This is a genomic window from Streptomyces stelliscabiei (assembly GCF_014873495.1).
GTDB classification, from domain to species: Bacteria; Actinomycetota; Actinomycetes; order Streptomycetales; family Streptomycetaceae; genus Streptomyces; species Streptomyces bottropensis.
This window is the reverse complement of record NZ_JADBGF010000001.1, coordinates 6,651,982-6,665,787: the sequence shown is the minus strand read 5'-3', so window position 1 is coordinate 6,665,787 and position 13,806 is coordinate 6,651,982. Positions and strand designations below refer to the sequence as shown.

Sequence of the window (13,806 nt, the reverse complement as noted above, 5' to 3'; positions counted from 1 at the left end):
TCGCGAGGTGCAACGCGCCACAAAATACGTCCGAAACGGAGCCTTGCGCTGAGGTTGCATGCACCAAGCATGAAGTGTGCACGTCAACGCCGGCCTGCGCTGTCGCGCAGAGTTGATGGCTATATGACCTGGCCCAGTTCACGCAAGGTGGCTCCCCTTGCTGCTTCTCGGCGCACTAGCCTCGCGACACCGGAAGATGCATATGCCTCCGGCAGTGCACTCAATCTCGGCCAGAGTCTCGACGTCTGGACTCGGCACTGGTGTCAGTGGCGTGGGTTGTACTGTCTGCGCGCTCACCCCGCCGTCCGTCCCCGGCGTGGCATCGGCGCATCGACCACTTCACCGAGACAGAAAAGAAGACTGTGAACGTCCCCGCACCAGCCGGTATCACGACCCTCGTCGCCTACGTCGCCACCATCCCCGCGGCCAACCTCGCCGTCACCCACTTCGGAGCCGTCCCCGTCGGCTTCGGCTACGCCGCCCCAGCCGGGGTATACCTGGTCGGCCTCGCACTCGTCCTTCGCGACCTCGCCCGAGAATCAACCGGCCGCGTAGCCGTCCTCGCGGCCATAGCCGTCGGCACCATCCTTTCGTACTTCCTCGCCGATCCGGCGCTCGCCGTTGCTTCGGCAGCCGCCTTCGGGGTCGCTGAAACCATGGACTTCGCCGTCTACGAACCTCTGCGGCAGCGTGGCCTGTTGATCGCGATGCTCGCCTCCAACGCGATCGGCCTGCTCTCGGACAGCCTCCTGTTCCTTAAGCTGGCCTTCGGCTCGTTCGAGTACCTGCCAGGACAGATCCTCGGCAAAGCGTGGATGACCCTTACAGCAGTCGCCGTCCTGGCTCTACTTCGCCGACGGAAGCAAGCGACCGCCTGAGCCCGTTGCGCATCCGGTGCACCGGCTGAGGAGTGGTGCACCTTCACCGGCTCCCCGTCCCCGTGCCGTCCGTCCGCCTGGCGACAGTTCACCGAGACGTTGTGTGTGGGGGGACTCCCTCGCGGTCCCGTCGTTGGCGGACCGTGCGGGCGAGCGTCGGCCCGCACGCTGTCCGCCCCCATCGCCGATTCTGCTGCCAGCCCGCGTTGAACGCGGGCTGGCAGCAGAATCGGAAAAGATCTCGAAGAAGGCTGTTAAGGCAAGACCCCTCTGCCGCGTATGGGATGTGAGGGCGCATGTGCGCCCCATGGGCTTCGATCCGAGGGAAGCATCCTGTGACTCTTATGGAGTTTGCCGACTACGTCACGTCCGGCACCGCCTTGGTGGCGGCGCTGGGCACTGTCGTACGCCGTCTATGGGTGCAGCGGCTCTCCGGCAGAGATCCGGGGGCTCCCGACGCGCGAGCCGGATGCGACCCTTCCGTGATCGCCATGGTCCTGCAGCACGTGCCCGACGGCGCGGTTGTGCGCTACCAGTCGGGTGATGGAAGCACTCTGACGGCATGGAAGGTGCCGCCGCAGTCCGCGCCTCCAAGGCAGGGGAAAATCCGCCCGTGGTGAGCAGCCCTGAGGACCGCCCTGATCCGAAGGCCCACCGAGAGCGGGTCCTGCACAAAGCGTATAGGGAGCACAACACCCTGATCATCGCCAGATTACGAAAGGCTGGTCTGATGGACCTGGCTGGGGACATCGCTCACGAGGCATGGATCCGAGCCCTGCGGGACGAGCGCTTCGACCCCAACAGAGAGCCGCTGCCGTATATCTGGACGATCGCCCGGAATCTGGCGAAGGACCTTCTACGGCGCCGCGGGCGGGAGGTCCCGTTGGAGGTGCTCGGTGATGCCGCCACTCCGGAGGACGACACCTTGCTGCTGTGGCGTGAGGAGATCGACCCGGCGATCGCCACAGTCCGCTCCGCGCAGGGCCGCCAAGTGCTCATGATGCAGCGCGACGGTCGTGAGGACGATGAAATCGCTTCACATCTGGGTGTGTCGAAGAACCAGGTGAGTGTGCAGAGACACCGGGCCCTGCGAGAAGTGAGACGGCATGTCGGGCTCGGCGAAGGGTCAAGTAGTGAGTGACGTGAATCCCAACGATTCCCAGCTCCCACCGAGCTGGACACAGGTGCTGGCCGACTCCCAGTCCCAGACCGACTTCTGGGACCGCCCGTCAGGCGACTGGGGCAATTCGTCAACGGCTGTCGGCGCCACCCACGCCTCCGGGTACGGCGATCGGCGTCGCGACGCCAACAGCGCCTACCGCCTCGGTACGAAGGCATTGCGCCGCGAGGACTTGCCAACGGCCCGCCTTTGGTTCGAAATCGCCTCGGAGCAGGAACATCCGGGAGCAGCCTTCCGCCTGACCGCTGTTCACCTGCGGGAGCACAGGCAGACCCCCCAGGATGCCCAGCTCTTGGTCATCAGCGCGCCCATGGGGGGAGGAAAGACCACCGCTTTCATGGCGGTCGAGTGGCTCTTTCGCGCTGCCCGCTGGGGCCATGGTGACGCGGCGCGCCTGACTGTCGTAGCAGAGCGTCTGCGTACGGCGGGGCTGGGTCGCGGGCGGGCGGAGGAGGCGTTCCTCGCGGAGACCCGTCTGGAGGATGCCGGGCAGGACGCCGTTCCGGGGGCCGGGGGCACAGAATCCGGCCGCGGCCACGCCCAGGAGGACACGGAGTTCTACGACGAGGTCCGCGAGCACATCTTCCTGCCTCTGGCGGCCTCCCTGGGAAGGGAGCGGCTCGAGCCCCAGAGATCCACATCGCCGGTCCCTCCACGAGCTGACCTTGCCCTCAGCAGACGGCTCACCAGCATCGGCGACGGCATCGCGGCATCGCTGGCCCGTTCCGAGGAAGCAGAGGAAGTACTGCGCGAGGTTGCGGGTGCCGGCTCCGCGCCTAGACCGCGTCCTGCCTTCCGTGCGGCCATGGCGGCCACTGGCACCGATGCGTACGCCGCGATTCAGCAGTTGGTGCAGTACGCAAATTCATCGGCCGGCACCTCGCTGGAGGACCGCGACCTCTACGGTGTCGCGTTCATCGGCACCTCTGCAGCCCCGCCCTCGGACATCACGACAGACGGCACCGCCCCGGGGCGTCGCAAAGGGACCGCCAGGTTGCATGTGGTGCGCCAGCCCGATCGGACCGCCCCCGGACCGAGCACCTATGCCGAAGGACTGGAGGGCGATAAGCGCCTCGCGTCCTTGGGGCGCTTCACCCTGCCCGAAGACAGCATCCGTGAACTCCTGATGGGCACGCAGCTGTACCAGGACAGCGGATTGGCGGTCCGCGAGCTGTACCAGAACGCACTCGATGCCTGCCGGTACCGCTCTGCGCGGCGCGAGTACCTAAGCCGGACAAACGGTCTCAGCGATCTCTGGCAGGGGAGGATTGAATTCACCCAAGGCGTTGACGAGCAGGGCCGTGCCTTCCTGGACTGTGTCGACAACGGGATCGGCATGGGGGAGGAGGAGCTAAGGACATCCTTCTCCCGAGTCGGGCTGCGATTCCCCGAACTGCCGGAGTTCCGGGAGGAGAAGGCCCAGTGGGAAGCGTGTGAACCACCGGTGCAGATGTACCCCAACAGTCGCTTCGGCATCGGCGTGATGAGTTACTTCATGCTTGCCGATGAGATCGACGTAACGACATGCCGCATAGACCCGCAGGGTTTTCCCGGCCCAGAGCTGAAGATGACCGTGCCCAGCCCAGGGCAGCCAGCCAGGATCACCCGGGTGCGTGCTCAGGGCACCATCCCGGGTACCCGGGTACGCCTCATTCTCAGGGACGAACGGAATGCCCCCTCCTGCGTTGACGTGTTGGAGAAGGTCCTCGGTATCGCCGAGTACACGACCACGGCCCGACACGGCGACCGATCCGCATCATGGCAACCGCACGAACTGTGGCCCAGAAAGAAGGCACCGCGTCACCACGACGTCATCGACGTTCGTGGCCGGGTGGTCCACACGCTTGCGGGCCAAGTGGTCTGGTGCGAATCCGGAGGAGCGCTCCTGGCCGACGGGCTGCTCGTACAGCCTTCCGTCCGCCATGGGGTGTTCGCCAACTCTCGGCGCCGGAACGCCCTGCACGGAGTCGTGATCAACCTGACCGGCTCCCCCACGCCCCCGGCCCTTTCCCTGGACCGCAAGCAGATCGTTGGGGACGTCTCTCACGAGGCCGAATCCCTCGTGACGAGGGCCTCCAGAGAACTCGTAACCACCCAGCGGGATTTCGTGACGCACCACTGGCTGGAGTCCATGGCCCGACAAAGTCCCAGACTTGCCGAGATCGTCGCCCGGGCGGCCTCAGAGGTGTAGCGAGGGAAACCGTGCGGGTTCGCAGATCCCTACGGCGCAAGGACGGGAGCCAACTGTAAGTCGTGAGCTGCCACGATGGGCAGCCGAGTTCTGGTGATGGTGGCTCATGTAAGGCACCTGCCATGAGCCACCATCAATCCTCGGTCGCCCCGGAGGGCAACCGCCACCTAGGTCACGTGCTGGGCCGCCGTACTCGACGCACGCTTGCGACCCTCGATCGCCCTGGAAGGCGACCGCCGCTGGGGTGCGGCTCGAGCTTCGCGTCACAGGTGCAGGTGTTGCGATCCTCAGTCGCCCTGGAGGGCCGCCGCCGGCATGTTCTGCAGTCTCGCCCGTCGCCCTTCATATTGTGATCCTCAGTCGCACCGAGGGGGGCGATCACCACTCCCAGATCTGCTGCACCACCACCGGGTCGACGTCCGAGTTGCGATCCTCAGTCGCCACGCCGATGTGGCGGCCGTCCTTTGGGGCGACCGGCGGTCGCAACTGTAAGAGCGCTCGCGTCAGGGCAAATAACCATGGGCGACAGGGCTTCTCACGCCCAGGCTGGGAAACTGCACCTTCAGTGACGTTAGAAATCGGCGATGCCTTATAGCACCGGATCCCCGGTTAGCGAAACCGGGGATCCCCCGCACCCTTAGTAATCCACCGCCATTTACCTGACCACCACGTCGAAAGGCAGCGCCACGACGAAGCCCCACAACCGCATAACCCGCCCTGCCGTCCATCGGGACGAGAAGCCACTACGCCGCGGCGTAGCTGAGGCGGAACAGGTCCTGGGCGCGCTCCAGGTCCCGGTCCGTGCGCAGTTGCACCTCCAGGTCGCCGGTTCCGTGGTGCCCAAGCCCCGTCACGTCCCGGGTGAATCCGGGGACGAGATCGACCTCCTTGGGGTCGGCCTTGAGGTAGACGAGCAGCTTGGTCTTCTGCGGCGGGCAGACGCAGGCGAAGTTCCGCAGCCGCTGGTACGCCCGGTAGGTCCTGTTCTCGACCCTGGTGATGTCGTCACCGAGTCCGAGCAGCACCTCGTCAACCGCGGCAGCCAGCTCCACCATCGCCCCGTCCGTACGACGGTCGCGCGGCACCTCCGCCCTGCGGCGACGGCAGACTGCCCTGGAGGCGGGGGTCTGGCCGGCGATGGAGGCGACCGTCTCAAGGCCGATGTGCTCGTTGCCGAAGAACCGGTAACGGACCAGGTCGATCGAGCGGCGGTGCTCGCGCACGGCATGAACGTCGTAGCGAGTGAAGTCGCCGGCCACGCAGATCAGCCTCGGTGCGCTCCACAGCACCTGGGCCGCGACCGCAGCCCCGAGCCGGTCGCGGACCAGGTGCCGGAATGCGTCCTTGTGGTCCATCAGCCACGCCATGTAGAAGAGGCCCTGATGGATCACACCTGCGTCAGTACCACGCTTGTATTCCACGATCGCGGGCGCGTTGTTCTCGTCAATGCCCAGCGAATCGATGCGCCCGCCATGGACGGGGCCAGTGCTGTACTCGCTCGCCAGGAACCGCACCCCGAGCATGGTCTCCATGTGCGCCTCGATGAGGTCCTGCACATCGCCCTCTTCCTCGGCCAGATGCGGCATTACCTCGGTCACGCCGTCTTTCCTCGTGTGGAACAGCTTCAGGCCCGACACCTTCCCCTCCTCGGCTCGGAGATCACAAACGCCGAGTGGGGCAGGATTGTTTCCACGAAGGGCTTCGGTCTTGTGGAGATGGCGTAAGAAGCTACGTACGGCTTATCCGGGCGCTTGCGTCCCCCCGCCGCCAGGGATCTACGGTTCCCCCATGTGTCCCCCGCGTTGCCGGGGACGGCGCTAGAAGGTCGGGTTTACGCAGGTCAGGGCCCATGGTCGGGTGGATGCACCAGGCGCCTTCTAAGCGCCCTCTCCATGTATGCATCGCACAGCGGAGCACTACCAGGGACAGTCGCGCCATCAAATGCATGGGAAACCGTCACCGGTGACGGCGCGTGGAGCGGGCACGGAGAACGAGGTCCCCTGCCAGTGCAGGCGCTTCCCTTGCCGCGCGCACAGTCTTCGCTTCCGGCTGCTGTCGTACCCGGGTCTTCCTGACCACATCCGCTTTCCCACGCGGAGCTACAGCCCATGGGTCAGCACAGAACCAGCACGGGAGGGGTGATGAGGGGTGATGAGGGGTGCTCGCAGGTCAGCACCAAGTCAGCACGGGAACAGAAACGGGGCCTGCCCTTGAGAAGACAGACCCCATCTGAACTGCACGTTTGCAAGATCAGTTAAGCCATGCTAAGTGACCCGCTACACGTTGAAGCGGAACTCCACCACGTCCCCGTCCTGCATCACGTACTCCTTGCCCTCCATGCGGGCCTTGCCCTTGGCGCGGGCCTCGGCGACCGAGCCGGTTTCCACCAGGTCGGCGAAGGAGATGACCTCGGCCTTGATGAAGCCCTTCTGGAAGTCGGTGTGGATCACGCCGGCCGCCTCGGGGGCCGTGGCGCCCTTCTTGATGGTCCAGGCGCGGGATTCCTTGGGGCCGGCCGTGAGGTAGGTCTGCAGGCCCAGGGTGTCGAAGCCGACCCGGGCGAGGGTGGCCAGGCCCGGCTCCTCGGCGCCGACCGACTCCAGCAGCTCCATCGCGTCCGCCTCGTCCAGCTCGGCGAGGTCCTGCTCCAGCTTGGCGTTGAGGAAGATCGCCTCGGCGGGGGCCACCAGCGCGCGCTGCTCGTTCTTGAAGTCCTCGTCGGTCAGCTCGTCCTCGTCGACGTTGAAGACGTAGAGGAACGGCTTGGTGGTGAGCAGGTGCAGGTCGTGGAGGAGTTCCTCGTTGCCGGAGCCCTGCACGATGCCCTGGGAGAACAGGGTGTCGCCCTTCTCCAGGATCTCCTTGGCGGCCTCGACGGCGGCGACCTTCGGGACGATGTCCTTCTTGATGCGCGACTCCTTCTGGAGACGCGGCAGGACCTTCTCGATGGTCTGCAGGTCGGCGAGGATCAGCTCGGTGTTGATCGTCTCGATGTCGTCCTTCGGCGAGACCTTGCCGTCGACGTGCACGACGTTCTCGTCCTGGAAGGCACGGATGACCTGGCAGATCGCGTCCGACTCGCGGATGTTCGCCAGGAACTTGTTGCCGAGGCCCTCGCCCTCGCTGGCGCCGCGCACGATGCCCGCGATGTCGACGAAGTCGACGGTCGCCGGGAGGACGCGCTGCGAGCTGAAGATCTCGGCCAGCTTGGTCAGGCGCTCGTCCGGGACGCCCACCACGCCGACGTTCGGCTCGATCGTGGCGAACGGGTAGTTGGCCGCCAGCACGTCGTTCTTGGTCAGGGCGTTGAACAGGGTCGACTTGCCGACGTTGGGCAGACCGACGATTCCGATCGTGAGCGACACGTTTGCGACTTCCCGTATGTAGGAGGGCCAGGCGGCCGGGGGGCTGGAGCGGCAGGGCCTGAGGCCAGTCCGGCGGATCGTGCCCCAGCGGCCGGAGGACCGGCCGATCCCCCAGTTTACGGCGTGCCGGCACTCGGTCCGGCGAGCTGTCGAACGCTTGGCCAAGGTCCGCTCGACGGCGTGTCTCTGAACCCATTCGGCACATTAACCGACCTAAGTTGGACGAGTGGAGCAGCAGCAGAGGACGCATCCCCCTCGGACCGGGCCGCCGCGCGGCACACCGCCTCTTCCCCCGCAGGCCGGCAGAGGGGGCCGGGCACCCGGCGCGAGCGTGCCGCCTCGTGCTCCGGTCGCGCGCGGGCCCGTACCCCCGCCGGTCCGAGCCGTGCGGAGCGTCGCGCGGGTCGTGCGCCGGATGCCGAATCCCCGCCTCACCGACCTGGGCTGCGGGTTGTTCTGCGGGGCGGCGATGTTCGTGCTCGCCTGCCTCGACCGCCTGCTGTTCGGCGCGTCCCCGACCGTATACGGAGTGCTGTTCCTGCTGGTCAGCGCCATGACGGCGGTGTGGGTGCGGAGCGGTGACCTGGCGAGCGCCCCCGTCGTCGTCCCGATCGCCTTCGCGGCCGGACTGCCGCTGCTGGCCGAGGGGGAGGGCGGGCTCGGCGGGCATCTCATGGCCCTCGTCACCGCCCTCGCCATGCAGGCGGGCTGGCTGTACGGCGGCACGCTCGTCGCCGGTGTCATCGTGACCGTGCGCAAGCTCCGGCTGATGGCCCACCGGGCTGCCGAGCGGGAACGGTACGTCCGGGAGGGCCGGGCGCGGGTCGGGGGGCAGGGCGGGCAGCGCCGGGTCCCGGAAGCTGATGTTCCGGGGAGGACGGCCCGTGTCCGGCCCCGGACCCCGGACGGCCACCGGCCGGTCGGGCCGCGTACCCCGAGGCCCCCGGCCCAGCCGCGCGACACCGTCCCCCGGGGGCGCTAGGCGGCGTTGCGGGCTCCCGCCCGCGCCCCGTCCCGGTGCGGCGCCCGCTCCTAGCCGGCCTTCGCCGCCCGCATCGCCGCGCCCACGATGCCCGCGTTGTTCTGCAGCTGGGCCGGGACGATCTCCGCCCTGATCCCTTCGAGGAGGTGCAGGAACTTCGCCGACTTGCGGCTGACACCGCCGCCGATGATGAACAGCTCGGGCGAGAAGAGCATCTCGACGTGGGCGAGGTACTTGGTGACGCGCCTGGCCCAGTGCTCATAGGTCAGGTCGTGGTCTTCCTTGGCCTTGGTGGAGGCGCGGGTCTCGGCGTCGTGGCCATGCAGCTCCAGGTGGCCCAGCTCCGTGTTGGGGACGAGGACGCCGTCGGAGAAGACGGCGCTGCCGATGCCCGTGCCGAAGGTGAGCAGGATGACCGTGCCCTGACGGTCGCGCCCGGCTCCGAACTGCATCTCGGCGACGCCCGCCGCGTCCGCGTCGTTCACCACGGTCACCGGCAGGCCGCCGATGCGCTCGCTCAGCAGGGCGCGCGCGTCGACGTCGATCCAGCCCTTGTCGACGTTGGCCGCCGTACGGATCGTGGCGCCGCCCGTGACCACGCCGGGGAAGGTGATGCCGACCGGGCCGGTCCACCCGAAGTGGTCGACGACCTCCTTGACCCCGTCGGCCACCGAGTCGGGCGTCGCCGGGTGCGGGGTCAGCACCTTGTGTCGCTCGTCCGCCAGGTCGCCCAGGTCCAGGTCCACGGGTGCGCCCTTGATCCCGGAACCACCGATGTCCACGCCGAAGATGTGCATGGCCCTACGTTACGTCGTACGACTGACAGTCACGTCGGCGAGGTGCCCGGCCGCCGCCGGGCGTCCGGATCCTCACCCCGTGGGACGCGTACGGCCCCGGAACCTTCACGTTCCGGGGCCGTACGGCGGATGCGGGGAGGGTCAGGCGCCCTGTCCGGTGCGCTCGGCGACCAGGGAGGCGGCCTCCTCGCGCAGGTCGCGGCGGAGTTCCTTGGGCAGGGAGAAGGTGATCGACTCCTCGGCGGCCTTGACCAGTTCGACGTCTCCGTAACCGCGCTGGGAGAGCCATTCGAGGACCTCCTCGACGAGGACCTCCGGCACGGAGGCGCCCGAGGTGACGCCGACGGTCTCCACGCCCTCCAGCCAGGCCTCGTCGATCTCGCTCGCGAAGTCCACGAGGTAGGCCTCGCGCGAGCCGGCGAGCTTGGCGACCTCGACGAGCCGGACCGAGTTGGAGGAGTTGCGGGAGCCGACCACGATGACCAGTTCCGCCTCGGCGCCCATCTGCTTCACGGCGAGCTGGCGGTTCTGCGTGGCGTAGCAGATGTCGTCGCTGGGCGGCGAGACGAGCAGCGGGAACTTCTCCTTGAGCGCGCCGACCGTCTCCATCGTCTCGTCGACGGAGAGGGTGGTCTGGGAGAGCCAGACGATCTTCGACGGGTCGCGGACCTCGACCTTGGCGACGTCCTCGGGGCCGTCGACGAGCTGGATGTGGTCCGGCGCCTCGCCCGAGGTGCCGATGACCTCCTCGTGCCCCTCGTGCCCGATCAGGAGGATGTCGAAGTCGTCCTGGGCGTACCGGATGGCTTCCTTGTGGACCTTGGTGACCAGCGGGCAGGTCGCGTCGATGGTGGCGAGCTTGCCGCGGGCGGCCTCGTCGTGGACGGTCGGGGCGACGCCGTGCGCCGAGAACATGACGATGTTCCCCTCGGGGACCTCCTCCGTCTGCTCGACGAAGATGGCGCCCTTCCGCTCCAGCGTCTGCACGACGTACTTGTTGTGGACGATCTCGTGGCGGACGTAGATCGGGGCCCCGTACTGCTCCAGGGCCTTCTCGACGGCGATCACCGCGCGGTCGACACCCGCGCAGTAGCCGCGCGGGGCGGCGAGGAGGACACGGCGGCCAGGCGAAGCGGTCATGTCTTCCATCGTAGGGGGTTCCCCGGCTGGGGCTCCGCCGGGGAAGCGGGGGGAGGGGGCGGGGTTCGGTTCGTTTTCGGGTGCGGGTCCGGTGGGGCTTCTCGCGCGGTTCCCCGCGCCCCTGAAAAGCCCAGGCCCTTCGGGCCTGAAAAGCACGGGGCGCAGCCGCTGCTTTCCGGGGCGCGGGGAACTGCGCGGGCGACCACGACGGACCCGCACCCGCCAACGCACCGCACCCCCCGAACGCACGGCAGAGCCCTGTCCGTACCCCCCGCTACCCTCGGCGCATGGCACTCAACACGTCCGCCGAATCCCCCCTCCCCGTCGGCGAGGTCTCCCGCCTCATCGGCGGCTGGATCGACCGGCTCGGCGCGGTGTGGGTCGAGGGGCAGATCACCCAGCTGTCGCGGCGCCCGGGCGCCGGCGTCGTGTTCCTCACGCTGCGGGACCCGTCGCACGACATCTCCGTGGGCGTGACCTGCTACCGGCAGGTGTTCGACGCGGTGGCCGACGTGGTCAGCGAGGGCGCCCGGGTCGTCGTCCTGGCGAAACCGGAGTGGTACGCGCCACGCGGCCAGCTGTCGCTGCGGGCCACGGAGATAAAGCCGGTCGGGGTCGGCGAACTGCTGGCCCGGCTGGAACAGTTGAAGAAGTCGCTGGCCGCGGAGGGGCTGTTCGCGCCGGAGCGGAAGAAGGCGCTGCCCTTCCTGCCGCAGCTGATCGGGCTGGTGTGCGGCCGGGCCTCGGCGGCCGAGCGGGACGTGCTGGAGAACGCCCGGCACCGCTGGCCGGCCGTCCGCTTCGAGGTGCGCAACGTCGCCGTGCAGGGGGTGCACGCGGTGCCCCAGGTCGTGCAGGCGGTGAAGGAGCTGGACGCGATGGACGGCGTGGACGTCATCGTCGTGGCGCGCGGCGGAGGCAGCGTCGAGGACCTGCTGCCGTTCTCCGACGAACAGCTCGTCCGGGCGGTCGCGTCCTGTCGTACGCCGGTCGTGTCGGCGATCGGGCACGAGCCGGACACCCCCCTGCTGGACTACGTGGCGGACCTGCGCGCGTCCACGCCGACCGACGCGGCCAAGAAGGTCGTGCCGGACGTGGGCGAGGAGTACGAGCGGGTGCGGTGGCTGCGCGACCGGGCGCGCCGGTGCGTGGAGGCGCTCGTGGAGCGCGAGGAGCGGGGGCTCGCGCATGCCCTCGCGCGCCCCTCGATGGAGGATCCGCACCGCATGATCGACGAGCGCGCCGACCACGTGGGCTCGCTGCTGGACCGGGGCCGCCGCTGCCTCGGGCACCATCTGGACCGCGCGGTCTCGGAGTTGACACACACGCACGCGCGCGTGGTGGCCCTCTCCCCCGCGGCGACGCTCCAGCGGGGGTACGCGGTGCTGCAGAAGTCCGACGGCCATGTGGTCCGCGCGCCGGACGAGGTCGAACCCGGGGAGCCGCTGCGGGCACGGGTGGCCGAGGGCGAGTTCGCCGTCCGGGCCCACGGCGCGGGGACCGGGGACTCCCCGGGGGCGCTCGGTGCACCCGGGACTGCAGGCGCACCAGGGAATGTCGGAGGGGACGCATAAGGTGGGCCGCATGACCAGCAACGTGAGCCAGGCCGACGGGACGACCGGGGCGGCCGGGGCCTCCGAGACCGACCGCGCCCTGGGGTACGAGCAGGCGCGGGACGAGCTGATCGACGTCGTACGCCGCCTGGAGGCGGGCGGTACGACGCTGGAGGAGTCCCTCGCCCTCTGGGAGCGCGGCGAGGAGCTGGCCAAGGTCTGCCGCCGCTGGCTGGACGGGGCGCGGGCGCGGCTGGACGCGGCGCTGGCGGAGGACGACGAGGGCGACGCGGAGGCGGCGGGCCGGGGCAGGTGACTCCGGCGGCCCGGGGCGCGGGGCCCCGAACACCGAGGCGCTGTGAAGCAGATCACCACGGCCAGGCTTTGGTTGAACTTTGAACTTCCTTCGCGTACGGTCGAGGACGTACACCTCCTCTCGCACGAAGGTTGCCTCATGTCCCTCGTTCTTGACCCCGCCGCCCAGGACCTGCTGTTCCGCGAGGCCCACACCGCGAACACGTTCACCGACGAGCCGGTGACCGAGGAGCAGGTGCAGGCGATCTACGACCTGGTCAAGTACGGCCCGACCGCGTTCAACCAGACCCCGCTGCGCATCGTCCTGGTCCGCTCCGCCGAGGCTCGTGAGCGTCTGGTGCCGCACATGGCCGAGGGCAACCAGGCCAAGACCGCCACCGCTCCCCTGGTCGCGATCCTCGCCGCGGACAACGAGTTCCACGAGGAGCTGCCGGCCCTGTTCCCGGCGTTCCCGCAGGCCAAGGACCTCTTCTTCGCCGAGCGCGCCGCTCGTGAGTCCGCCGCCGGCATGAACGCCGCCCTCCAGGCCGCGTACTTCATCATCGGCGTCCGCGCCGCCGGCCTGGCCGCAGGCCCGATGACCGGCTTCGACTTCGCCGGGGTCCAGAAGGAGTTCCTGGACGACGACCACACCCCGCTGATGGTGGTCAACATCGGCCGTCCCGGCGAGGGCGCGTCCTACCCGCGCTCCCCGCGGCTCGACTTCGACCACGTCGTCACCACGGTCTGAGTCCCACCGCGGCCGACGCACCACCCGCGGCAACGCACCACCCGCAGCCGCACATCACGAAGGGCCCCGGCGTTCCCGCCGGGGCCCTTCGTCGCGTTCGCGGCGGGTTCACCACCCGCGCCCGTCACCCGGTCCTGAGCGCCTCGGCCATCTTCGCCAGCCGGTCGAACGACGCGGAGCCCGTGACCACGGTCGTGGAGCCCTCGCCGCTCAGGACGAGGGCGTCGTAGCGGTCGCCCTCGTAGCGGGTCCAGGTCTCGTCGCCGATCTCCTGCGTCGTAGCGGTCTTCCGCGCGTCCTGGGTGGCGTCCGCGATGAACCGGGACGGCTTCTCCGCGGACTGCTCGACCGCCACGTACCGGCCGTCGGGGTCGTGGAAGCCGAGGTGCCAGCGGTCCGACTCGTCGCCCCGGAAGCGGACGGAGGTCGCCTTCCAGGTCTTGGGCAGCCCCTCGGGCGCGACCACCGGGTAGGAGGCCGCGCGACGCGCCGTCAGCAGTTCGACGCGGTAGTCGACGCGCTGAGGCTCCTGCTCGGTCTCGTCGTGCGGGATGAAGAGATAGATGACCCATGCCGCCAGCACGATGATCCCCAGGGAGAGGACCATGTCGCGAACGGTCTGCTTGCCTTTCGTACCTGCCACGTCCTCATCGTCGCAGGTGCACCGGCCCGCTC

The 13,806-nt window shown here is 68.7% G+C and carries 12 protein-coding genes; 7 read left to right on the top strand and 5 right to left on the bottom strand.

What is annotated here, in order from left to right; all coding sequences use genetic code 11:
• The first annotated feature begins 362 nt into the window (after positions 1-362).
• From H4687_RS29705 to H4687_RS29695, 3 genes are all read left to right on the top strand, one after another.
• Complete coding sequence (locus H4687_RS29705) at positions 363-878, top strand: VUT family protein (protein WP_046914108.1); 516 nt, start codon at positions 363-365, stop codon at positions 876-878.
• A 562-nt stretch (positions 879-1,440) separates the two neighbouring features.
• Positions 1,441-2,019, top strand: a complete 579-nt coding sequence (locus H4687_RS29700) for an RNA polymerase sigma factor (RefSeq protein ID WP_078907618.1) — start codon at positions 1,441-1,443, stop codon at positions 2,017-2,019.
• Between the two features lies 1 nt (position 2,020).
• Entirely contained in the window at positions 2,021-4,249 is a 2,229-nt protein-coding gene (locus H4687_RS29695; RefSeq protein ID WP_159392238.1) for a hypothetical protein, read from the top strand.
• A gap of 743 nt (positions 4,250-4,992) precedes the next feature.
• On the opposite strand, the gene H4687_RS29690 is transcribed toward H4687_RS29695, so the two are convergent.
• A complete protein-coding gene (locus H4687_RS29690) occupies positions 4,993-5,886 on the bottom strand; it encodes a DUF5655 domain-containing protein (protein WP_050399582.1) in 894 nt (297 codons plus the stop codon).
• A gap of 639 nt (positions 5,887-6,525) precedes the next feature.
• Positions 6,526-7,614, bottom strand: a complete 1,089-nt coding sequence (gene ychF, locus H4687_RS29685) for a redox-regulated ATPase YchF (protein ID WP_046917296.1) — start codon at positions 7,612-7,614, stop codon at positions 6,526-6,528.
• A gap of 415 nt (positions 7,615-8,029) precedes the next feature.
• On the opposite strand from ychF, the gene H4687_RS29680 reads away from it, so the two are divergent.
• Positions 8,030-8,596, top strand: coding sequence for a DUF6542 domain-containing protein (locus tag H4687_RS29680; protein ID WP_050399581.1), 567 nt, complete (start codon positions 8,030-8,032; stop codon positions 8,594-8,596).
• Between the two features lie 50 nt (positions 8,597-8,646).
• Here H4687_RS29680 and ppgK read toward each other — a convergent pair whose 3' ends face one another.
• Entirely contained in the window at positions 8,647-9,393 is a 747-nt protein-coding gene (gene ppgK / locus H4687_RS29675) for a polyphosphate--glucose phosphotransferase (RefSeq protein ID WP_046918285.1), read from the bottom strand.
• 141 nt (positions 9,394-9,534) lie between these two features.
• The gene (locus H4687_RS29670; RefSeq protein ID WP_097249424.1) at positions 9,535-10,542 is read right to left on the bottom strand and encodes a 4-hydroxy-3-methylbut-2-enyl diphosphate reductase; all 1,008 of its coding nucleotides are present in this window, start codon (positions 10,540-10,542) and stop codon (positions 9,535-9,537) included.
• A 278-nt stretch (positions 10,543-10,820) separates the two neighbouring features.
• On the opposite strand from H4687_RS29670, the gene xseA reads away from it, so the two are divergent.
• The 3 genes from xseA to H4687_RS29655 all read left to right on the top strand — a co-directional run bounded on the left by xseA (position 10,821) and on the right by H4687_RS29655 (position 13,131).
• Positions 10,821-12,107, top strand: coding sequence for an exodeoxyribonuclease VII large subunit (gene xseA / locus H4687_RS29665; protein ID WP_046919004.1), 1,287 nt, complete (start codon positions 10,821-10,823; stop codon positions 12,105-12,107).
• A 10-nt stretch (positions 12,108-12,117) separates the two neighbouring features.
• Positions 12,118-12,402: an exodeoxyribonuclease VII small subunit gene (locus H4687_RS29660; protein WP_046919005.1), complete on the top strand. Its 285-nt coding sequence runs from the start codon at positions 12,118-12,120 to the stop codon at positions 12,400-12,402.
• 138 nt (positions 12,403-12,540) lie between these two features.
• Complete coding sequence (locus H4687_RS29655) at positions 12,541-13,131, top strand: malonic semialdehyde reductase (protein WP_020113944.1); 591 nt, start codon at positions 12,541-12,543, stop codon at positions 13,129-13,131.
• Positions 13,132-13,255: 124 nt separating this feature from the next.
• Here the strand turns inward: H4687_RS29655 and H4687_RS29650 are convergent, their stop codons facing one another.
• On the bottom strand, positions 13,256-13,774 hold the full coding sequence (locus H4687_RS29650) for a DUF4245 domain-containing protein (protein WP_078907617.1): 519 nt from the start codon (positions 13,772-13,774) through the stop codon (positions 13,256-13,258).
• Positions 13,775-13,806 lie beyond the last annotated feature (32 nt).

What these genes read in the sequence shown, in the direction of transcription:
- H4687_RS29655 (WP_020113944.1), top strand. Translation starts at nt 12,541, where the DNA reads ATGTCCCTCGTTCTTGACCCCGCCGCCCAGGACCTGCTGTTCCGCGAG.
- ppgK (WP_046918285.1), bottom strand. Translation starts at nt 9,393, where the DNA reads ATGCACATCTTCGGCGTGGACATCGGTGGTTCCGGGATCAAGGGCGCA.
- H4687_RS29670 (WP_097249424.1), bottom strand. Translation starts at nt 10,542, where the DNA reads ATGGAAGACATGACCGCTTCGCCTGGCCGCCGTGTCCTCCTCGCCGCC.
- H4687_RS29700 (WP_078907618.1), top strand. Translation starts at nt 1,441, where the DNA reads ATGGAAGGTGCCGCCGCAGTCCGCGCCTCCAAGGCAGGGGAAAATCCG.
- xseA (WP_046919004.1), top strand. Translation starts at nt 10,821, where the DNA reads ATGGCACTCAACACGTCCGCCGAATCCCCCCTCCCCGTCGGCGAGGTC.
- H4687_RS29680 (WP_050399581.1), top strand. Translation starts at nt 8,030, where the DNA reads ATGCCGAATCCCCGCCTCACCGACCTGGGCTGCGGGTTGTTCTGCGGG.
- H4687_RS29660 (WP_046919005.1), top strand. Translation starts at nt 12,118, where the DNA reads ATGACCAGCAACGTGAGCCAGGCCGACGGGACGACCGGGGCGGCCGGG.